Raw genomic sequence first — 23,448 nt, 5'->3', positions numbered from 1 at the left:
CCTTAATGTTGCTATTCTTGTCAGGAGAAAGGTTGGGGCTTTAGTGTTTCGAAGACAGATATAGATATCTAATATATTTTTCATCATCTAAAATAAGTTTTAATAAAGATGATTTTTATTTTGAACAGAAACCTAGAAATAAAAATCGATAAAAACGACTACACATCTATGAGTTTTTGGAATGATCGAAAGAATATCGCTGAATTCATTAAAATTTTTCTATTTTGTGGCGAAGTATGGCAGCGTCACTTTAGCTGCAAAGAAATTATTTGTGACGCAAAGTGCGGTTAGTAAACAGATTTATAATTTAGAAGAAGCTTTAAATACGGTTTTATTCGACCGTAAAAATAAAACACTTGTGATGACCGAGCAGGGCGAAATTTTATTGAGTTGTTGCCATCAAGTTTTTGGTCAACTCGATGAATGTCTAATAGAGCTAAGCCAGCCTAAAGCTAAAAGCAAACAACTGGTTTTGTCGTGTGAACCGACTCTTTCTATGAAATGGCTCATTCCTCGTTTATCAAAATTTAAAAAGCTCGGTCACGATTTTGAAGTCGTGCTACTCACTGCAGGCGGCGTGGTCGATTTTGAAAAAGATAATATTGATATCGCAATTCGTAGAAATGACTTTGATTGGGGAGAGCATATCTATAGCGAAAAAATTGCCGATGAATATATCGCTCTAGTTCAGGCAACTAAGCCATCGGAAACCAACGACGTACTCATTTCGACTTCTAGACCGAATTTTTTTAAAAACATGAGCCGCGTTGCTGAATTAAAGCAAAGTTTAAAAGGCTACACCAAAGTTGAACTCGAGCATTTTTATCTATGTTTAGAAGGTTGTTTGGCGGGACTCGGCGCGACAGTCATCTCAATTTATATGATTGAAAAAGAGCTTGAGTGGAAATTACTGCAAAAAAAATCACCAGTTGTGCAAGATAATTCAGCCTATTTTTTACTTTCTCATAGCGCTTTTGAGGAAGATTCACGTAAAACCATATTTTTAGAATGGCTAAAAGCAGAGATGAATGTGAGTCAGCATAAATTACTTTAAGTTTAGGCATTTGTTTAAGGATTTTATTGATTAAATTATTGAAATTAATAATAAATATTTAAAAAAGATTAAGGTGCTTTTCGAGCGCCGTATATTAAGTTACTGCCGTCTAAAATTCCCTAAGATGAAAAAAATTTAACTCAATACTTATTTATTAAATCTTAAACATGAATTTTACTCAGTTTTGAATGAGACTAAATCATTTTTATTCATGTTGTGATTGCGGTATAAATCTATTCATGCTCTGAAGCGCTCCAGTCATTCACTTTGATAAGACCATAAGGCACAAATCTGACAAGTCTGGAAAGTTTAAAAAGAGCAAAAAGTTTTTATTTAGGTTTATCTCAGAAATTAGGGTACTGATCACAATGAGTAAAGAATTTACATTTACGATTAAGAGTATTTGTTTCGATGAGAACTATCGTCCAGCAGACAATACACGTATTACAACCAACTTTGCTAACTTAGCAAGAGGGATGAGCCGCGAAGAAAATTTGCGCAATACATTGCAGATGATCGACAATCGTTTCAATGCCTTAGCTCATTGGGACAACCCTAAAGGCGACCGCTACGGCGTTGAACTTGAAATTATTTCAGTTGAAATGAACATTGATGCCGAAAACCGTGCAAGCGGACTTCCTCTCATCGAAATATTAAAAACCAATATTGTTGATAAGAAAACCAATGAACGCATCGAAGGTATTGTAGGCAACAACTTCTCGTCTTATGTACGTGACTATGACTTTAGTGTGCTGTTGTTAGATCACAACAAAAACAAGTCTACGTTTAGCACGCCAGAAAACTTTGGTGAATTGCACGGTAACTTGTTTAAGAGCTTTATTAACTCTGAAACTTACAAAGCCAACTTTAAAAAGGCACCTGTGATTTGCTTAAGCGTTTCGACCACGAAAGAGTACCACCGTACTGAAAACGAACATCCTGTTTTAGGCGTGGAATACAAGCAAGAAGACTACTCATTAACTGATGAATATTTCCAAAAAATGGGCTTAAAAGTTCGCTACTTCATGCCGCCAAATAGCGTTGCGCCGTTAGCGTTTTACTTTACTGGCGATTTGCTAAGTGATTACACCAACCTTGAGTTGATTAGTACCATTAGTACGATGGAAACCTTCCAAAAGATTTACCGTCCTGAAATTTACAATGCAAATTCAGTGGCTGGAAAATCTTATCAACCAAGCTTGAAACACGAAGATTATTCACTTACTCGAATTGTGTATGACCGTGAAGAACGTAGCCGTCTGGCTATTGAGCAGGGGAAGTTTGTTGAAGAGCAATTTATCAAACCATACCAAGCGATTCTTGAGCAGTGGTCTGCTAATTACGCTCCTAATTAATCAACATACGGGTCATTGATCATGAAAAAATTATTACCAACTTCAACTGCTGGCAGCTTACCTAAACCGTCTTGGCTTGCAGAACCTGAAAAGCTTTGGTCGCCTTGGAAACTTGAAAATGAAGGCTTAGCCGAAGGTAAAAAAGACGCGTTACGTTTAGCGTTGCACGAGCAACAACTTGCAGGCATCGACATTGTGAGCGATGGCGAACAAACCCGCCAACACTTTGTGACCACGTTTATTGAACACTTAAATGGCGTAGATTTTGAGAAGCGCGAAACAGTTCGTATTCGTGACCGTTACGATGCAAGCGTGCCATCTGTGGTCGGTGCGGTGTCTCGTCAAAAGCCTGTGTTTGTTGAAGATGCTAAGTTTTTACGTCAGCAAACCAATCAACCAATTAAGTGGGCATTACCTGGTCCAATGACCATGATTGATACGCTTTACGATGGTCACTACAAGAGCCGTGAAAAACTTGCTTGGGAATTTGCCAAAATCTTGAACCAAGAAGCGCGTGAGTTAGAAGCTGCTGGTGTAGATATTATCCAGTTTGACGAACCTGCATTTAACGTATTTTTTGACGAAGTAAATGACTGGGGCATCGCGACTCTAGAGCGTGCAATTGAAGGTCTTAAGTGTGAAACTGCGGTTCACATTTGCTACGGTTACGGCATTAAAGCCAACACTGACTGGAAAAAAACACTCGGTTCAGAATGGCGCCAATACGAAGAAGCTTTCCCGAAACTTCAAACGTCTAACATTGATATCATCTCGTTAGAATGTCACAACTCACATGTGCCTATCGATTTGCTCGAACTCATTCGTGGTAAAAAAGTCATGGTTGGCGCAATTGATGTTGCATCTAACCAGATCGAAACACCAGAAGAAGTGGCTAACACATTGCGTAAAGCACTTCAGTTTGTAGACTCTGACAAGCTTTACCCTTGCACAAACTGCGGTATGGCGCCTCTTTCACGTGAAGTGGCACGTGGCAAGTTAAATGCTTTAAGTGCAGGTGCAGAAATCGTTCGCAGAGAACTTACGGGTTATGATCTTACTGCTTAATATTTACCAATAAGTGGTATAAAGGGTTACTTTTTTGATGGCAGTTGATAATCAAACAAGTAACCCTCATTTTACTTACTACATGTCGCTCTAATCAGATCGCATGTCGATAGTACCTTCCTGATGGAGTTGGGCGGTATAGCAAACACACAGGACAAGGTACGGTTCAATTTAGGAATAATGTCATGGTTCAAGCAACAGACTTTAGAAATGCAATGTCTTTACTCACAAGTGCAGTTAGTGTTGTGACCACGGCAGGCATGTCTGGCCGTTTTGGATTTACTGCCTCTGCTGTTTGTAGTGTGACCGACACACCGCCGACATTATTGGTATGTATGAACCAATCTGCAAGTTCGCATGCACATTTCCTAGATAACAAAATCTTAACGGTAAATGTGTTAGGTGCGCAGCACGAACATATTTCAAAAGCATTTTCATCTAAACTCACACCAGAAGAGCGCTTTAAACATGGCGCATGGATTGAGTTAGAAACGGGTTCACCTGTATTAGACGATGCTTTGGTAAGTTTCGACTGTGAGATTGAGCAAATTCAACAAGTCGGCACACACACAATTTTTATATGTCCGATCATAGCGATTAAACAAAGCCAACATGACCAAAGTTTGGTTTATTTTAACCGTGCTTATCACCAAGTGGGGCAGACTGAGATTGTCTAATCTCACTTTCCGGTTTGTTGTTTCAAATTAAAATTTAAAAGATAGAAATCAATAAGCACGGATCGCTTCTGCTGGGTTTTAAAAATATAATTAAATATAATATCTAAAACAATAATTAAGTTAATCTAATGAAAAATAATAAGAAATTTAAACACTTGTCATTAAAGCCACATTGACACTTCTAAACTCTCAGATTATGCTTTGCGTGCTGGCCACATTGCCAGCCGGCTTTGACAGGCTGTTTTTTCGAGTACATTGAAAAGACTTGTTTTTTTTGATGTATACCCACTCGTCTCCCTTTTTGTAGCGGTAGGACGGAAGGGGGACGCCTTCGTGCGTGCTGGGTTCTCGAAAACCAGTCTGTCAACCCTCTTTCGTTCTGCCACCATAATTCTCTAATGCTTTGGCAGAACTCCCAAAATCAGGAGTTGGCTATGCACATCCATTATTTCTTGGCCTTGAGTGCCAAAGGCTATAACGACACAGCTTAAAAATTTAAAGCAGCTTGAACGCCATAAGGTTTTCAGGCTTTAAGTCTTTTTTACTTAAAACTTAGCAACAACAAAACTTGAGATGTGCCAAGCACCGTCTTACGGCTTTGCTGTGCCTTTTTTTCTCCCAAAAAGGGCACAGGCTTTTTATCTCATTTAGAAACAACAAGAATTTATAACGGTAAAACGATGCCAACTTTAGAAATATCTTCCAAAAAATTACAGGTGGTTCAAACCGCTATCCAACTCTTTACCACGCATGGATTCCATAATGCAGGCGTAGACCTGATTATCAAAAAATCCAAAATTCAAAAAGCCACGTTTTATAACTACTTTCACTCGAAAGAACGCCTTGTTGAAATGTGCCTAATCTTTCAAAAAAGCCGACTCAAAGAAGAAGTTCTGGCAATTGTCTATTCACACCGCTACCCGACCGCAGCCGATAAGCTCAAAGAAATTGTCCGCTTACATGTTGATGTAAATAGCCTTTACCATCTTTTGTTTAAAGCCATTTTTGAATTAAAACTGCTTTATCCACGGGCTTACCGCATGGCAGTTGAATACCGAAAATGGTTACTGAAAGAGCTTTTTGATTTGGTCTTTAGTCTGCAAACTAACAAACCTAAACCTGATGCCAACATGGTTTTAAACCTAATTGATGGCTTGATGCTACAGGTTTTAAGCTCCAACAGTTTGAATGAGCGGGATGTGGTGTTGGAGAGGTTTTGGGGAAATACATTGATATAAAAACTAAAATATTTATATAAAGGAAAATTTTAATTAATAAATCTTAATTGTAATAATGCGGTTTTATTAATTTTATATGTTTTTAATCATATGTTTTAATTTTATTTAAATTAATCATTATTGCTGCTTTTAAATAAATGATATATCTTTAATAATATGATTTTTTAGAGTTTATAGCCTACCACTTCCCCAAGGGGTAGGTTTTTTTTATTTAAAAATTTTACTTTAATTGCTGGATTGTATAGCTTTGATAGGTTTTAAATGTATGTGTTTAAAACCTATTTTTATAATTTAAATTTTAAAAAAATTAATTGTTTAGTTAATGTTTTTAAAAAATAATCATTTTTCGCTTTATTTTTTTTAAAAGAAAATTATTCTGAAAATTATTTGTTTAATGTGTGGGGGTTAATAATTTTTAAATAAGTTTTGGATTGTTTTAAAATATTTCAAGAGATTAGATCTTCTAATGAGTAAATTGCCTTTTCCCCCCAATGATTTACAACTTATAATCAAATCAGGTACGAAGTTTTTTTTATATTTTTGTATTGCTTCTAGTTTATCAATATCAATCGCAAAAGCAGAGACCGTGTCTGTTAACTCGGGAAAAAACTTAACAAAAAAAGTTTCTAAGCTCTTTAAACCCACGCCAGATGAAAGCTATCGATCTATCGACTTCCAAAAATTAAGTAATTTAGGCTTTGATCAGAACCAATTTCAACGGTTTGGAAATGATGGGAATTATTTACCGACTTCTACTGCGATGTGGAATAATCAAGTCAGTTTAGTTGATGCTGTTCAATATGCAGTTCAACGAAATCCTAACATTTCTCAAGCCATTTCAACTTTAGCTGGCCAAAATGCCGGTATTGATGTTGCGAAGGCGGGTTATTACCCCCAAATTTCAGGTGGTATTACCACAGGTGACTTGAGTAGCGGTGAGCGGGGAAGGCAGTTACTCACATTATCTGCAACTCAAATGCTTTTTGATTTTGGTAAAGTCAAATCAGGTGTATCGGTTGAGAAAGCCAAACTCCAAGTCGAGCAGGCGAATGTGTTGGTCAGCATTGACGATATTGCACTTGATGTGGCTCAGTCGATTATCAACATTCAGCGCTATCTTCAATTAAATAAAATTGCCGAACAGCAAATTGCGGGTATTCAGCGAATTCAGGAAATCGCTAATTTACGTGCAAATGCTGGTATTAGTAGCCAAGCTGATCCAGTTCAGGCACAAACATATTTAGAATCTGCGCAGTCAACACTTATTGCACAGCAATCTTTATTACGTCAGTACCAACAACATTTAAGAACTCTGGTAGGCGTAGATGTTTTTAATAAATCATGGATCATTCCTGACGATTTAGTGAAACAATCTGGTCTTTATAGTGAACCTGAGTTTAATACCATTCCAAAAATGATCGCTGCACAAGCGGGCATTGAAGTGGCTAAAGCTCAAAAGGAACAGACCCGTTTAACACGTTATCCAACTTTGGCAGTGAAAGGCTCTTTGAGTCAGGCTATTAACGGAAGAAACCCAAACAATAATGAAGACGACGGTTTATATAGTTCCATCATGCTTGAAGCCACTAGCCAGTTTTATCAAGGTGGGGCAGTTTCCTCTCAGGTGAAAATGGCAAGTTATGCAGAGGAAGCCGCTAAATCTAAAGTGAATTCTGTGTATCTGGATGTGCTCGATCAGATCAGAACCAGCCGTGAGCAAATTGAAAATAAACAACGTCAAATGCAGGTTTTAGCCAACCGCCAAGCGACAACAGTTCGTACACGCGAACTGTATCAAGAGCAGTACAAACTCGGTACACGTTCATTGGTTGACTTACTGAATGCTGAACAAGCCATTCATAGCGCCAATTCAGAACTTGAAACTGCACGTTATGACATCTACAGCAGTATTGTTCAGTATATTTCGGCAACAGGACGTTCCCGCCAAGCTTATGGCTTAAATAATATTTCAATTCAGGGGTTCGAAGTACAACCATGATGACAAAAATAAACTACCAGCCCTGGTTACAGGCGGTCTTAACGATTGCTAAACATTATAGAATTGAGCCTTCAGAAGAAAGAATTCGTTTACAACTTGACTGGAACCAAAATCAAAACCTTGATGATGTTTTGCAGTTAATGACCCGTCAGGTTGGACTCCATTTGCGTAAAGTACCTTTTTCTTTAGATTTACTTAATCCATGGCGTTTACCCGTCATGGTCGAGTTTAACGACGGACAGGTCGGTGTAATTGATAAGGCCGATACTCAAGGAAATGTTAGTATCCAGTTTAGTGGGGATCAGGGACTTTCGCAAAATGCGTCTTTAAGTGCTTTGAAAGATACGGTCAAAAATATTTATATTTTGCGCCCTGAAACGTCTATTCCCGATGCGCGTATTGATGAATATATCAAACCATACGAAGCAAGCTGGTTCTGGTCTATTGTTTTAAGAGACTGGAAACGCTATGTTGACATTATGTTTGCCTCACTGATTGCCAATGTGTTGGCACTGGCAACCATTATTTTCTCAATGCAAGTCTATGACCGTGTTGTACCTTCACAGTCTATCCCGACTTTATGGGTGTTGGCAGGTGGCGTACTGATTGCAGCGCTTTTTGAGTTTACTTTACGTGTAGCTAGAGTTTATTTATCCGATATTATTGGAAAACGTGCTGACTTACGGGTATCTGATCGTGTATTTGGCCATGCCCTACGCATCAAGAATAAAGATCGTTCAAAATCTACAGGTAGTTTTATTTCCCAGATTCGTGAGCTCGAAGGTGTTCGTGAGCTGGTGACTTCAACCACCATTAGTGCAATTGCCGATTTCCCGTTCTTTTTCCTGTTCCTGATCATTTTTGCGATTATTGGTGGGAAACTGTTTTGGGTGATGCTGCTGGTTGTACCGCTTATGCTTTTGCCGGGTATTCTGGCACAGAAGAAGTTAGCGCAACTCGCACAAGAGGGCATGAGAGAATCTTCAATCCGTAACGCTATTCTTGTTGAAGCGGTGCAGGGCATTGAAGACATTAAGTTATTACGTGCTGAGTCTCGCTTTCAGAACCAGTGGAACCACATGAACGAGGTTTCAGCCGATATCGGGATGAGACAGCGTAAAATTGTCGGCACCTTAATGGCATGGACCCAAAAGATTCAAGGCTTAACCTACGCACTTGTGGTGTTGGTCGGATGTTTTGCCGTGATGGAAGGTGAAATGACTACAGGTGCGTTAGTGGCTTGTTCAATTTTATCTTCACGTATGTTGGCACCGATTGCTCAAATTACAGGTGTGTTAGGACGTTTACAGCAAGCAAAAGTTGCCAAACAAAGCCTTGATGAACTCATGCAACGTCCGATCGATCAGGCAGATCGTTCGCATCTGGTACACAAAGCAGTTTTAAATGGCGATTACGAATTAAAAAGTGTCTTATTCCAATATGGCGAAGAAGACCCGAAACCAAGTTTGGCAATCCGTCATTTAAAAATTCGTGCTGGTGAAAAAATTGCCATATTGGGGCGTAACGGTGCAGGTAAATCAACACTGCTCCAGCTTCTATCTGGTATGCAAGTTCCAACTCAAGGCGCAGTACACTTAGATGGTCTCGATCTTTCATTAATTGATCCGTCTGATGTACGTCGTGATATGGGTTTACTTAACCAGAATGCACATCTTTTCTACGGTACGATTCGTGAAAACCTCACTTTAGGTGCGCCGCTTGCAACGGATGAAGAGATTCTTCGTGCGCTAGTAGTGACTGGTGCATTACCTTTTGTTCAAGAGAAAAAAGAAGGGCTAGATCACCTGATTTTAGAAGGTGGTGTTGGTTTCTCTGGTGGTCAGAAACAAGGGTTGTTACTGGCTCGTTTATTGATTCGTCAACCGAACATTTTACTGTTGGATGAACCGACAGCAGCCATTGATGACGTGGCAGAGAAACAACTGATTGATCATTTAAAAGGTTGGCTGGCACATCGTACTTTGGTCGTTGCGACCCACCGCCGCGCTGTTTTAGAACTGGTGGACCGCATTATTGTCGTGAATGAAGGCAAAATCGTGATGGACGGTCCAAGAGATCAGGTCCTCAATCAATCAACAGCCCAACAAAAACAAGTGAGCCAAGGGGGTAATTCATGAGCGAACCACAACAAGAACAACAACTCACCCGTTCAATGAATGTGTCTTATAGTGAGCCACCCTTACCACGTGCCAGTTTAGTGATCTGGATTGTGGGCATTGGCTTGGTTATTTTCTTTATCTGGGCGTGGGTATTTAAACTTGAAGAAGTTTCTACCGGTACAGGTAAAGTCATTCCATCATCTAAAGAACAGGTCATCCAGTCTTTAGAAGGCGGTATCTTAACCAAGCTGAATGTACAAGAAGGTGACATTGTTCAAAAAGGCGAAATTCTTGCACAGCTCGATCCAACCCGTTTTGCATCAAATGTCGGTGAGTCAAGATCTTTACTGATCTCTGCTCAGGCAACAGCAGCGCGTTTGCGTGCGGAAGTAAACGGTACACCTTTGGTTTTTCCGGAAATTGTGATGAAAGAACCAAAGTTAGTACAAGAAGAAACTGCATTATATACATCTCGCAGAGCCAATCTCGAAGAAACCCTTGCGGGTTTTAGGCAAGCTTTACAGTTAGTACAACAAGAACTGGCGATGACAGAGCCTTTGGTTGCTAAAGGTGCAGCAAGTGAGGTTGAGGTTTTACGTTTACGTCGTGAAGCAAATGATTTGCAAAATAAAATGAATGATGCGCAGAACCAGTACTATGTGAAAGCGCGTGAAGAGTTATCTAAAGCGAATACGGATAGCGAAACGCAACAACAAATTGTACTGGGTCGTAGTGACAGTTTAGATCGCGCAGTGTTCAGAGCACCGGTACGTGGTGTTGTAAAAGAAATTGCAGTCACTACCCATGGTGGTGTTATTCCACAAAACGGTAAATTGATGACGATTGTACCGATTGATGAACAGCTGCTTATTGAAGCGCGTATTTTACCGCGCGACATTGCCTTTATTCGTCCGGGACAAGAAGCACTGGTTAAAATTACCGCCTATGACTACTCAATTTATGGTGGTTTAAAAGGGAAGGTTACGGTTATTTCACCAGATACCATTCGTGATGAAGTGAAACAGGACCAATTCTATTATCGTGTTTATATCCGCACTGATTCCGATAAACTTTACAATAAAGAAGGTAAAGCGTTTGGTATTACACCGGGTATGGTGGCAACAGTAGATATTCGTACTGGTCAAAAAACAATACTCGATTACTTACTTAAACCATTTAATAAAGCCAAAGAAGCTTTGAGAGAAAGATAAAAAATTAAATCTATATAGCTTTTAAATATTTAAAAGCTATATAGATATTAATAATAAAAATTTTTGTTTTAAATATGTGGTTTTTATTATTTATGTTTTAAAACATAAAAAAATTAAAACACTATTGTGAGTATTATTTATTTATAAGTTTTTGAAAAACAATATTTATTATTTTAATTTTTTATTTGGTTAATAAACAAACTTATTTTTGCCCCATTTTTCGTGACGTGATTCATGTTTATAATTGGTTTTTGCGTTGAGGTTGGCTTTTGTTTTCTCTAGTTTATTCCTTAATTTGGGCTCTTCTTATTTCAAAAAATAAGGGCTTTAAATTGGATTGGTTTAATTAAATAATCCTGTACAAGGGGAATAAATATGTCAGAGATAAGGGTAGTTTCTAAGGAGAGTCATGAAACCTTAGAAATTACGACAAAGGATACAGTCTCTCTTTCCGAAGCATCTGTTATTTTAATAAAAGTAAATAAAGATGATGTTTCCGAAATTAGACAAGATGGTCGAAATGCAATTATTACTTTAAAAAATGGTGAACAAATAGTAATAGTTGATTTTTTTAACGGTAGTAATTATTCAACTGATAATAGCTTAGTTTTTGAGGATAACAATCATAAATTAATTTGGGTACAATTTACTGATGCCAACGGGGCATTATTAGAAAATATTACTTATAGTTATATTGATAGTATAGAACCGCTTCTTTATCACGATGGAGTTGCATCTCCATGGGCATGGTTATCTGTACCGCTAACCGCAGCAGGAATTTTGTGGTGGGCACATGATAGTGATGATAAAAATAATAATTTAAATAACGATTCAGACTCTGACAGCGACTCAGACTCTGACAGCGACTCTGATTCTGATAGCGACAGCGATTCTGACTCTGACAGCGACTCTGATTCTGATAGCGACTCAGACTCTGATTCCGACAGCGATTCTGACTCTGACAGTGACTCTGATTCCGACAGCGATTCTGACTCTGACAGTGACTCTGATTCCGACAGCGATTCTGACTCTGACAGTGACTCTGATTCCGACAGCGATTCTGACTCTGACAGCGATTCTGACTCTGACAGCGATTCTGACTCTGACAGCGACTCTGATTCCGACAGCGACTCTGACTCTGACAGCGACTCTGATTCCGACAGCGACTCTGACTCTGACAGCGACAGCGATTCTGACTCTGACAGCGATTCTGACTCTGACAGCGATTCTGACTCTGACAGCGACTCTGATTCTGATAGCGACAGCGATTCTGACTCTGACAGCGATTCTGACTCTGACAGCGACTCTGATTCCGACAGCGACTCTGACTCTGACAGCGACAGCGACAGCGACTCAGACTCTGATTCCGACAGCGATTCTGACTCTGACAGCGACTCTGATTCTGACAGTGACTCAGACTCTGATAGCGACAGCGATTCTGACTCTGACAGCGACTCTGATTCCGACAGCGATTCTGACTCTGACAGTGACTCAGACTCTGACAGTGACTCAGACTCTGACAGTGACTCGGATTCTGACTCTGATAGCGACTCTGATTCTGATAGCGACAGCGATTCTGACTCTGACAGCGACTCAGACTCTGACAGCGATTCTGACTCTGACAGTGACTCAGACTCTGACAGCGACTCTGATTCTGATAGCGACTCAGACTCTGACTCTGACAGCGACTCAGACTCTGACAGCGACTCTGATTCTGACAGCGACTCTGACTCTGACAGCGACTCTGATTCCGACAGCGATTCTGACTCTGACAGCGACAGCGACTCAGACTCTGATTCCGACAGCGATTCTGACTCTGACAGCGACAGCGACTCAGACTCTGATTCCGACAGCGATTCTGACTCTGACAGCGACTCAGACTCTGACAGCGATTCTGACTCTGACAGTGACTCAGACTCTGACAGCGACAGCGATTCTGACTCTGACAGCGACTCTGATTCTGATAGCGACTCAGACTCAGACTCTGACAGCGACTCAGACTCTGACAGCGACTCTGATTCTGACAGCGACTCTGACTCTGATAGCGACAGCGATTCTGACTCTGACAGCGACTCTGATTCCGACAGCGATTCTGACTCTGACAGCGACAGCGACTCAGACTCTGATTCCGACAGCGATTCTGACTCTGACAGCGACTCTGACTCTGACAGCGACTCAGACTCTGATAGCGACAGCGATTCTGACTCTGACAGCGACTCTGATTCCGACAGCGACTCTGACTCTGACAGCGACTCAGACTCTGATTCCGACAGCGATTCTGACTCTGACAGCGACTCAGACTCTGACAGCGACAGCGATTCTGACTCTGACAGCGACTCTGATTCCGACAGCGACTCTGATTCTGATAGCGACAGCGACTCTGATTCCGACAGCGATTCTGACTCTGACAGCGACAGCGACTCAGACTCTGATTCCGACAGCGATTCTGACTCTGACAGTGACTCTGATTCCGACAGCGATTCTGACTCTGACAGCGACAGCGACTCTGACTCTGACAGCGATTCTGACAGTGACTCAGACTCTGACAGCGACTCTGATTCTGACAGCGATTCTGACTCTGACAGCGACTCAGACTCTGACAGCGATTCTGACTCTGACAGTGACTCAGACTCTGACAGCGACTCTGATTCCGACAGCGATTCTGACTCTGACAGCGACAGCGACTCAGACTCTGATTCCGACAGCGATTCTGACTCTGACAGCGACTCAGACTCTGACAGCGACAGCGATTCTGACTCTGACAGCGACTCTGATTCCGACAGCGACTCTGATTCTGATAGCGACAGCGACTCTGATTCCGACAGCGACTCTGATTCTGATAGCGACAGCGATTCTGATTCCGACAGCGATTCTGACTCTGACAGTGACTCAGACTCTGACAGCGACTCTGATTCTGACAGCGATTCTGACTCTGACAGCGACAGCGATTCTGATTCCGACAGCGATTCTGACTCTGACAGCGACAGCGATTCTGACTCTGACAGCGATTCTGACTCTGACAGCGACAGCGACAGCGACTCAGACTCTGATTCCGACAGCGATTCTGACTCTGACAGTGACTCAGACTCTGACAGCGACAGCGACTCGGATTCTGACTCTGACAGCGACTCTGATTCTGATAGCGACAGCGATTCTGACTCTGACAGCGACTCAGACTCTGACAGCGATTCTGACAGTGACTCAGACTCTGATAGCGACTCTGATTCTGATAGCGACAGCGATTCTGACTCTGACAGCGACTCAGACTCTGACAGCGACTCAGACTCTGACAGCGACAGCGATTCTGACTCTGACAGCGACAGCGATTCTGATTCCGACAGCGATTCTGACTCTGACAGCGACAGCGATTCTGACTCTGACAGCGATTCTGACTCTGACAGCGACAGCGACTCAGACTCTGATTCCGACAGCGATTCTGACTCTGACAGTGACTCTGATTCTGATAGCGACAGCGATTCTGACTCTGACAGCGACTCTGATTCCGACAGCGACTCTGACTCTGACAGCGACAGCGACTCTGACTCTGACTCTGACTCTGACAGCGATTCTGACAGTGACTCAGACTCTGACAGCGACTCTGATTCTGATAGCGACAGCGATTCTGACTCTGACAGTGACTCTGATTCTGATAGCGACAGCGATTCTGACTCTGACAGCGATTCTGACAGTGACTCAGACTCTGATAGCGACTCTGATTCTGATAGCGACAGCGATTCTGACTCTGACAGCGACTCAGACTCTGACAGCGATTCTGACTCTGACAGTGACTCAGACTCTGACAGCGACTCTGATTCTGATAGCGACTCAGACTCAGACTCTGACAGCGACTCAGACTCTGATTCCGACAGCGATTCTGACTCTGACAGTGACTCAGACTCTGACAGCGACTCTGATTCTGACAGCGATTCTGACTCTGACAGCGACAGCGACAGCGATTCTGATTCCGACAGCGACAGCGATTCTGACTCTGACAGCGATTCTGACTCTGACAGCGACAGCGACAGCGACTCAGACTCTGATTCCGACAGCGATTCTGACTCTGACAGTGACTCAGACTCTGACAGCGACAGCGACTCGGATTCTGACTCTGACAGCGACTCTGATTCTGATAGCGACAGCGATTCTGACTCTGACAGCGACTCAGACTCTGACAGTGACTCAGACTCTGATAGCGACTCTGATTCTGATAGCGACAGCGATTCTGACTCTGACAGCGACTCAGACTCTGACAGCGACTCTGATTCTGACAGCGATTCTGACTCTGACAGCGACAGCGATTCTGATTCCGACAGCGATTCTGACTCTGACAGCGACAGCGATTCTGACTCTGACAGCGATTCTGACTCTGACAGCGACAGCGACAGCGACTCAGACTCTGATTCCGACAGCGATTCTGACTCTGACAGTGACTCTGATTCTGATAGCGACAGCGATTCTGACTCTGACAGCGACAGCGACTCTGACTCTGACAGCGATTCTGACAGTGACTCAGACTCTGACAGTGACTCGGATTCTGACTCTGACAGCGACTCTGATTCCGACAGCGATTCTGACTCTGACAGCGATTCTGACTCTGACAGTGACTCAGACTCTGATTCCGACAGCGATTCTGACTCTGACAGCGACAGCGATTCTGACTCTGACAGCGACAGCGATTCTGACTCTGACAGCGACTCTGATTCCGACAGCGACTCTGACTCTGACAGCGACAGCGATTCTGATTCCGACAGCGATTCTGACTCTGACAGCGACAGCGATTCTGACTCTGACAGCGACAGCGACTCTGACTCTGACAGCGACTCTGATTCTGATAGCGACTCAGACTCTGACAGCGATTCTGACAGTGACTCAGACTCTGACAGCGACAGCGACTCGGATTCTGACTCTGACAGCGACTCTGATTCTGATAGCGACAGCGATTCTGACTCTGACAGCGACTCAGACTCTGACAGTGACTCAGACTCTGATAGCGACTCTGATTCTGATAGCGACAGCGATTCTGACTCTGACAGTGACTCAGACTCTGACAGCGACTCTGATTCTGATAGCGACTCAGACTCTGACAGCGACAGCGATTCTGACTCTGACAGCGATTCTGACTCTGACAGCGATTCTGACTCTGACAGCGACTCAGACTCTGACAGTGACTCGGATTCTGACTCTGACAGCGACTCTGATTCTGATAGCGACAGCGATTCTGACTCTGACAGCGACTCAGACTCTGACAGCGATTCTGACTCTGACAGCGATTCAGATACAACCGCGCCAGATGCACCAGAGATTGACCCAATCAATGGCACGGATCCGATTACGGGTACGGCAGAACCAGGTTCAACAGTGACAGTGACTTATCCAGATGGCACCACAGCAACAGTTGTTGCAGGTACAGATGGAAGCTGGACAGTACCGAACCCAGGCTTGAATGATGGCGATGTTGTAACAGCAACAGCGACTGATGCGGCAGGTAATGAATCAGTACCGGCAACAGAAGTTGTAGATGCATTGGCTCCGACTGCACCAGAGATTGACCCAATCAATGGCACGGATCCGATTACGGGTACGGCAGAACCAGGTTCAACAGTGACAGTGACTTATCCAGATGGCACCACAGCAACAGTTGTTGCAGGTACAGATGGAAGCTGGACAGTACCGAACCCAGGCTTGAATGATGGCGATGTTGTAACAGCAACAGCGACAGATGCAGCAGGTAATGAATCAGTACCGGCAACAGAAGTTGTAGATGCATTGGCTCCGACTGCACCAGAGATTGACCCAATCAATGGCACGGATCCGATTACGGGTACGACAGAACCAGGTTCAACAGTGACAGTGACTTATCCAGATGGCACCACAGCAACAGTTGTTGCAGGTACAGATGGAAGCTGGACAGTACCGAATCCAGGCTTGAATGATGGCGATGTTGTAACAGCAACAGCGACAGATGCAGCAGGTAATGAATCAGTACCGGCAACAGAAGTTGTAGATGCATTGGCTCCGACTGCACCAGAGATTGACCCAATCAATGGCACGGATCCGATTACGGGTACGGCAGAACCAGGTTCAACAGTGACAGTGACTTATCCAGATGGCACCACAGCAACAGTTGTTGCAGGTACAGATGGAAGCTGGACAGTACCGAACCCAGGCTTGAATGATGGCGATGTTGTAACAGCAACAGCGACTGATGCGGCAGGTAATGAATCAGTACCGGCAACAGAAGTTGTAGATGCATTGGCTCCGACTGCACCAGAGATTGACCCAATCAATGGCACGGATCCGATTACGGGTACGACAGAACCAGGTTCAACAGTGACAGTGACTTATCCAGATGGCACCACAGCAACAGTTGTTGCAGGTACAGATGGAAGCTGGACAGTACCGAACCCAGGCTTGAATGATGGCGATGTTGTAACAGCAACAGCGACTGATGCGGCAGGTAATGAATCAGTACCGGCAACAGAAGTTGTAGATGCATTGGCTCCGACTGCACCAGAGATTGACCCAATCAATGGCACGGATCCGATTACGGGTACGGCAGAACCAGGTTCAACAGTGACAGTGACTTATCCAGATGGCACCACAGCAACAGTTGTTGCAGGTACAGATGGAAGCTGGACAGTACCGAACCCAGGCTTGAATGATGGCGATGTTGTAACAGCAACAGCGACAGATGCAGCAGGTAATGAATCAGTACCGGCAACAGAAGTTGTAGATGCATTGGCTCCGACTGCACCAGAGATTGACCCAATCAATGGCACGGATCCGATTACGGGTACGACAGAACCAGGTTCAACAGTGACAGTGACTTATCCAGATGGCACCACAGCAACAGTTGTTGCAGGTACAGATGGAAGCTGGACAGTACCGAATCCAGGCTTGAATGATGGCGATGTTGTAACAGCAACAGCGACAGATGCAGCAGGTAATGAATCAGTACCGGCAACAGAAGTTGTAGATGCATTGGCTCCGACTGCACCAGAGATTGACCCAATCAATGGCACGGATCCGATTACGGGTACGGCAGAACCAGGTTCAACAGTGACAGTGACTTATCCAGATGGCACCACAGCAACAGTTGTTGCAGGTACAGATGGAAGCTGGACAGTACCGAACCCAGGCTTGAATGATGGCGATGTTGTAACAGCAACAGCGACTGATGCGGCAGGTAATGAATCAGTACCGGCAACAGAAGTTGTAGATGCATTGGCTCCGACTGCACCAGAGATTGACCCAATCAATGGCACGGATCCGATTACGGGTACGGCAGAACCAGGTTCAACAGTGACAGTGACTTATCCAGATGGCACCACAGCAACAGTTGTTGCAGGTACAGATGGAAGCTGGACAGTACCGAACCCAGGCTTGAATGATGGCGATGTTGTAACAGCAACAGCGACTGATGCGGCAGGTAATGAATCAGTACCGGCAACAGAAGTTGTAGATGCATTGGCTCCGACTGCACCAGAGATTGACCCAATCAATGGCACGGATCCGATTACGGGTACGGCAGAACCAGGTTCAACAGTGACAGTGACTTATCCAGATGGCACCACAGCAACAGTTGTTGCAGGTACAGATGGAAGCTGGACAGTACCGAATCCAGGCTTGAATAATGGCGATGTTGTAACAGCAACAGCGACAGATGCAGCAGGTAATGAATCAGTACCGGCAACAGAAGTTGTAGATACTGTACCTCCAGTAATTGCTATTGATGAATTGGATGATGTTGATCCGATCACAGGTACGGCAGAACCAGGTTCAACAGTAACTGTAACCTTCCCAGATGGTAGTACCATTACTACTACTACAGAAGGTGATGGTACTTGGTCTGTAGCTAATCCTGGCACATTAGTAACTGGCGATGTTGTCACAGCAACAGCGACAGATGCAGCAGGTAATACTTCATTACCAGTCACATCTATAGTTCCAGTTTTCATTGATGCTATTGATGATATTGCTACGGTATTAAGTGAGGTTAATCCTGTAGTAACTAATCCTGATATTCCGGGTGGTGCGTTAGTAACCTTCCCATCATTATCATTGATTGGGCCAATTATTGACTTGAAAGGTCAAACACCAATTACAGTGACTGTACCTGAAGGTGGAATTGCATCGTTTGATGTATCTTTTGGTGGAGTTCTAATAGGTGGTGGTATTGGTTCTTATGACCTTAATATTCTTCGTTATAACGAGAATACGGGTGGATATGAGCTCTATAATAAAATAGATAATGCTGGATCCATGCTTGGAGTTGGTTTAGGCGTCATGGGAGGTGGAGCATCCATCAGTAATCTACCTGAAGGACAATATGCACTTGTATTAACTCCAGGTGAGGGCGTACAAGTTACAGGAATTGGTATCGCTTCAATTTCTGTTACCAACGAGGTGTTGAGTGATTATGGTGATGTCGTTGCGAAAGGTAATGTGATTACAGCAAATAATCCTGAAAATCCAACGGACGTTGCTGATGTGATTCATGCTGGTGAAACAGCAACGGTTATCAGTGTTGCTAATGAAGATGGTGTGACAACTGCTCTACCACAAGACAGTGAAGCATTTACTCGTATTCAAGGTGAATATGGTGAGTTGTTTATTGATAAGAATGGTAATTATGAATACATCCGTGATTTCACCATTCCAAATAGTCTAGGTAAAGTAGATAGTTTCACTTACACCATTAAGGATAGTGACGGGCATCAAGATACAGCGACTTTAAATGTTCGCATTGATACAAATGATCTTGATATCACATGGCCAGAAGATCCAACTCAAGATGGTGTAGTAGAGTTGACGGCAACTGATAATACAGCAGCAGCTGCGATTACATTAGTTCCATCAACCAATACAACTGTTGATACGGGTAGTATGGCTGCAAGTAGTACGAAACCGTTATTTGGCGCTGCTACTTCAGTTGCTGGTAGTGATACAAGCGATGTGATTAATGTCGCTGCAAATACTGCCGCATCGCTTAATTTCTCTGTAACTACACAAGGTGGTATCCTCGATAGCTCTGCTAATGGTGATACTTTCAGTTATCAAGTGCAAAAACTTGTGAATGGTGTTTGGACAACTCAACCTGGAGCATCAGCTTCTGTTGTACATTCATCACCAATCTTAGGTGATGCTGGCGGTACTGTGTTGATCAGTGGCTCTTATCAGGTTTCTGCATCAGACACTGCTAGTCAATGGCGTGTCGTGTTTGGTAGCACAGAATCTAATATTCCTCTGATTGCTGGAACGAATACAACTACTGTCAACACTACTGTAAATGCTACTTTCACACATTATGACCAATTCGTTGGTAATGGTGCGACGGTAACTGCTACGGGTAACTTGTTAACAGATGATTCTGGTAATGGTGTAGATGTAACGGGTGGAGCAAGTACAAAAGTATTTGTAGAAACTTCGCCTGGTACATATGTACAAGCGAATGGTCAAACAATCACGGTTGAGGATGGTACATTCGTTGTTTCGGCAAATGGAACATATACGTTCACAGCAAATAGTTCTGCTACTTCTGGTGATGTCGCTACATTGAACTATAAACTGGTTGCTGCAACAGGTGATGAAAGTACACCTGCAACTTTGACCGTGAATATTGGTAGTGAGACCATCAGTACCGCTAGCCACGACATTATTACTACTGGAGCTGGTGCAGATACAGTTGTCTATAACTTACTGAACGCTGCTGATGCAACAGGTGGCAATGGTAAGGATGAATGGACTGACTTTAATTTGGCACAAGGTGATAAAGTTGATATTAGTTCATTGTTAAATGGCGCTAATGCAAGCAATATCTCTAATTATGTGTCTGTTACTTCTGACGGTGCGGGTAATACTTTGATTAGTATTGATCGAGATGGTACTGGAAATACCTATAACTCAACTGATCTCATTGTATTGAAAAATACAGATACAACACTGGATGAGTTATTGAATAATAATCAGTTGTTGTTTTAATTGATTGTTGTTGATAGAAATCTGTAAATAAAAGAGAAGGCACCAGTGCCTTCTCTTTTTTTATTGAAAAACAGTTTTTAAAAGCATTAGTCGTAGTAAATGGCTTATTTAATATTTTTGAAAGTAAAATTAACTAGATTTTTTATTTTTTATAATTTTTTTTAAGAGTCTTTTAAATTCATTTTTCTCTATATTACGTTCGTTCTTGCTTTCTAGAGTTATCAATAATGTATCTAAAATTTGTGTGTTGAAATGAGCTGAATTTTGATCAATTTCTTTCCAATGATATAAATTCCAATTATTTAAAATAGAAATTTGTTGATCTTGTCTTCCAAGATTTTCAAGAAACTTTTTCATAAAGACGGTTCCTTTTAAATATTGATCTTGAAAAACAGGTTGTCCATCAGTGTATCTCTGTTTTATGAGAGAAGAGGGTAAAAATAGTTTTCCATCAGATGTATCTACAAGTGTAGAAAGACGGTTCCATAATTGAGATGTCCTATAAGTTCTTTGCAAGATGTATTTGTCAAAATCTTCTTCATTTGTCGGCAAATTTCTTTGTCCATATGTACCAAACTTATCTTTTCTGATAATCCCTTCTGACCAAGCTGCCAAGCTTTCTGTCAGCCAAGGTTGCTTAAACATCGTATAACCATAGGTATAAAGATGAAATAATTCATGTGATATTAATGAAGAGTCAGTAGTTAGATTTGGAATATTATTGCTAATAAGAATAATTAGAGCACAAGCATTTTTTTTTAATGGATTATTGGAATGTCGATGGGGTTCATCATAAGCTAGTCCGAGCCCATCAAGCTTCTGTATTTGTATATCAATATATTCGACGTTATTTTTATAGCGTGGACTATTCAAAGGATCTTGGTAGCCTAAAACGGACCAAGCTTTTCGTATGGTATTTGCTTGAATAGCAATATTTTCTACATAGTCAGGAACATGATTTAGATTTTTATCCTGCTGAAATATTAAAGCATTATCACCAGAAGTAGTGTAAAAAATACGCAGATTATTCATGCCATAATAGACTTGATCAAGTTGTTTAACAACAGGAGGGCTACTTGAATAACAATCAGTTTTTGCATGAATATAAGTAGATACACAAAATGTAGAGAATAATAAAACCAAAGTTTTTTTATGCATAAAAAACATTACTGAATAGCCTGGAAAAGCTCTTGCCATTTTAGGGCAAATTGTTTTTGATCTGTGAGTCGACTACATGCATATGCATTTTCACTAAGTTTAAGCCGTTTGTGTTCATCTTTTAATAAAGAAACTACTTTCTGTGCAAATAATTCTTCATCTTGAAAAGTAACTAAATAGCCATTTTCATCATGATTAATCATGTCTGATGGTCCGTAATCGATGTCATAACTCACGACAGGGCAGCCATGGCATAGGGCTTCTAAAACTGCCATACCGAAACCTTCAGATCGGCTAGAAAAAAGGAATAAGCTTGCCTTATTATATAAAGCATCAGTATTCTCATTATAGCCCATCAATTTAATATGATTATTTAACTGATGTTCATCAATTTGACTTTGTAAGAAGTTATGCTCACTTCCAAAACCATAAATGTTTAAATAAGCATTGGGGATTACTTCTACAACTTTTTTGAAAACCCTAATTAAGCTATCTAAATTTTTCGCTTTATCATATCTAGCAATAGTTAAGCAAAACATTGGATCTCTGTTTGAAAAATTGACATGATCAATAGTTTTTTCATATATATGTGGAATAACAAATAATTTCTCTTTCATTCCAAAGCGCTGTTGAATATGTTGTTTTTGGCGTTCAGTTAAGATTACTAGTGCGTCTAATTCATTACTATATTTAAAATAGCTACGATAATGACGATTAATTGTAGAATTTTGAATATCATGACCATTTAAATGGGTAGCATGAATTGTCCCAATAAATCGCATGTTTTCTTGTTTTATCTCTCTAAGTGGTTCATAGAAATGAATTGCACGGTCGATAAGAATATACATTAGATCATTTTTATAAAGTTTAGAGATTTTTAGGAACCAATACTGAATGAGCTGAGACTCAGTATCGAAAACCTCATTAATAACACCTTGTTTATTAAATAAAAAAATATTTGAAACAATATTTTTATTCTTTTCGTTGAGTTGATAGTTTTTTATAATAACTGGATAACCTTCTGTATGATAATATGTTTCAGTTATTATCATTTGATTTTCTGGGTTGATGACTTGAATACAACTAAGATAACCATAAGAGTCATAAATAATTCGTCCTGTTTTTACACCTTTTTTGAAAGTATTCACATAACTTAAAGTAGGAGAGTCATTTTGCCGTATTTCGTACAAATAGTTTTTATTATTTTTATCATGAAAACGTTGATTGTAGGTGAAAGGAATTATAGTTTTTAAAATGTTACTGTTAAACATTTCTACCATAGGGTTATGAATTTTTTTATTAGCTAGTTTTAGATGAGTTCCTTGAAAATCACCATATAAATTGAGATATCCAATAGAAGGAGGAGCTAAGTTTGTAGATATAAGGCTCCAATAATTTTCTGCAAGTGAGCGATCATATTCAGTAGTAATAATTGTGGGGCTAATACCTAATTGTTCATTTAGTATTTTTGCGCGCTTTAAAAGAGCAAAAACCAATCCATTTTTCTTTTGGTCAATTTTTGGAAATAGAAAAAAATATTGAGTTTTCATAATAAATAACCATTTTATAATTTATACAACATAAAAGATT

General features: G+C 41.4%; 11 protein-coding genes. 9 read left to right on the top strand and 2 right to left on the bottom strand.

Going from position 1 to position 23,448, the window contains the following annotated elements; all coding sequences use genetic code 11:
• Positions 1-181 precede the first annotated feature (181 nt).
• The 9 genes from HLV59_RS15060 to HLV59_RS15020 all read left to right on the top strand — a co-directional run bounded on the left by HLV59_RS15060 (position 182) and on the right by HLV59_RS15020 (position 20,700).
• On the top strand, positions 182-1,054 hold the full coding sequence (locus HLV59_RS15060) for a LysR family transcriptional regulator (RefSeq protein WP_171430292.1): 873 nt from the start codon (positions 182-184) through the stop codon (positions 1,052-1,054).
• 368 nt (positions 1,055-1,422) lie between these two features.
• Entirely contained in the window at positions 1,423-2,409 is a 987-nt protein-coding gene (locus HLV59_RS15055; protein ID WP_171430291.1) for a DUF1852 domain-containing protein, read from the top strand.
• 21 nt (positions 2,410-2,430) lie between these two features.
• Positions 2,431-3,474, top strand: a complete 1,044-nt coding sequence (locus tag HLV59_RS15050) for a methionine synthase (RefSeq protein ID WP_032004310.1) — start codon at positions 2,431-2,433, stop codon at positions 3,472-3,474.
• Between the two features lie 185 nt (positions 3,475-3,659).
• Complete coding sequence (locus HLV59_RS15045) at positions 3,660-4,151, top strand: flavin reductase (RefSeq protein ID WP_171430290.1); 492 nt, start codon at positions 3,660-3,662, stop codon at positions 4,149-4,151.
• A 680-nt stretch (positions 4,152-4,831) separates the two neighbouring features.
• A complete protein-coding gene (locus tag HLV59_RS15040) occupies positions 4,832-5,389 on the top strand; it encodes a TetR/AcrR family transcriptional regulator (protein WP_216606731.1) in 558 nt (185 codons plus the stop codon).
• A gap of 466 nt (positions 5,390-5,855) precedes the next feature.
• Complete coding sequence (locus tag HLV59_RS15035) at positions 5,856-7,388, top strand: TolC family outer membrane protein (RefSeq protein WP_171430288.1); 1,533 nt, start codon at positions 5,856-5,858, stop codon at positions 7,386-7,388.
• On the top strand, positions 7,385-9,526 hold the full coding sequence (locus HLV59_RS15030) for a type I secretion system permease/ATPase (RefSeq protein ID WP_171430287.1): 2,142 nt from the start codon (positions 7,385-7,387) through the stop codon (positions 9,524-9,526). The genes HLV59_RS15035 and HLV59_RS15030 overlap by 4 nt, the downstream gene beginning before the upstream one ends.
• Complete coding sequence (locus tag HLV59_RS15025) at positions 9,523-10,719, top strand: HlyD family efflux transporter periplasmic adaptor subunit (protein WP_171430286.1); 1,197 nt, start codon at positions 9,523-9,525, stop codon at positions 10,717-10,719. The genes HLV59_RS15030 and HLV59_RS15025 overlap by 4 nt, the downstream gene beginning before the upstream one ends.
• A gap of 375 nt (positions 10,720-11,094) precedes the next feature.
• Positions 11,095-20,700 (top strand): ABSDF2314 family large adhesin, encoded by a 9,606-nt coding sequence (locus HLV59_RS15020; protein WP_171430285.1) that lies wholly within the window; start codon positions 11,095-11,097, stop codon positions 20,698-20,700.
• Positions 20,701-20,829: 129 nt separating this feature from the next.
• On the opposite strand, the gene HLV59_RS15015 is transcribed toward HLV59_RS15020, so the two are convergent.
• Together HLV59_RS15015 and HLV59_RS15010 are read right to left on the bottom strand one after the other, a co-directional pair.
• Positions 20,830-21,867 carry a peptidase MA family protein gene (locus HLV59_RS15015; RefSeq protein ID WP_171430645.1) on the bottom strand — a complete coding sequence of 346 codons (1,038 nt, stop codon included), beginning with the start codon at positions 21,865-21,867 and terminating at the stop codon, positions 20,830-20,832.
• Positions 21,867-23,408: a glycosyltransferase gene (locus HLV59_RS15010; RefSeq protein WP_171430284.1), complete on the bottom strand. Its 1,542-nt coding sequence runs from the start codon at positions 23,406-23,408 to the stop codon at positions 21,867-21,869. The genes HLV59_RS15015 and HLV59_RS15010 overlap by 1 nt, the downstream gene beginning before the upstream one ends.
• Between the last annotated feature and the right edge of the window lie 40 nt (positions 23,409-23,448).

This window comes from Acinetobacter lactucae, assembly GCF_013122135.1.
Taxonomy (GTDB): Bacteria; Pseudomonadota; Gammaproteobacteria; order Pseudomonadales; family Moraxellaceae; genus Acinetobacter; species Acinetobacter lactucae.
This window is presented reverse-complemented; position numbering and strand designations above follow the sequence as displayed.

Bases quoted from the DNA above. Each gene is read 5' to 3' on its own strand.
- HLV59_RS15060 (WP_171430292.1), top strand. From the start codon at position 182: ATGATCGAAAGAATATCGCTGAATTCATTAAAATTTTTCTATTTTGTG.
- HLV59_RS15055 (WP_171430291.1), top strand. From the start codon at position 1,423: ATGAGTAAAGAATTTACATTTACGATTAAGAGTATTTGTTTCGATGAG.
- HLV59_RS15050 (WP_032004310.1), top strand. From the start codon at position 2,431: ATGAAAAAATTATTACCAACTTCAACTGCTGGCAGCTTACCTAAACCG.
- HLV59_RS15045 (WP_171430290.1), top strand. From the start codon at position 3,660: ATGGTTCAAGCAACAGACTTTAGAAATGCAATGTCTTTACTCACAAGT.
- HLV59_RS15040 (WP_216606731.1), top strand. From the start codon at position 4,832: ATGCCAACTTTAGAAATATCTTCCAAAAAATTACAGGTGGTTCAAACC.
- HLV59_RS15035 (WP_171430288.1), top strand. From the start codon at position 5,856: ATGAGTAAATTGCCTTTTCCCCCCAATGATTTACAACTTATAATCAAA.
- HLV59_RS15030 (WP_171430287.1), top strand. From the start codon at position 7,385: ATGATGACAAAAATAAACTACCAGCCCTGGTTACAGGCGGTCTTAACG.
- HLV59_RS15025 (WP_171430286.1), top strand. From the start codon at position 9,523: ATGAGCGAACCACAACAAGAACAACAACTCACCCGTTCAATGAATGTG.
- HLV59_RS15020 (WP_171430285.1), top strand. From the start codon at position 11,095: ATGTCAGAGATAAGGGTAGTTTCTAAGGAGAGTCATGAAACCTTAGAA.
- HLV59_RS15015 (WP_171430645.1), bottom strand. From the start codon at position 21,867: ATGTTTTTTATGCATAAAAAAACTTTGGTTTTATTATTCTCTACATTT.
- HLV59_RS15010 (WP_171430284.1), bottom strand. From the start codon at position 23,408: ATGAAAACTCAATATTTTTTTCTATTTCCAAAAATTGACCAAAAGAAA.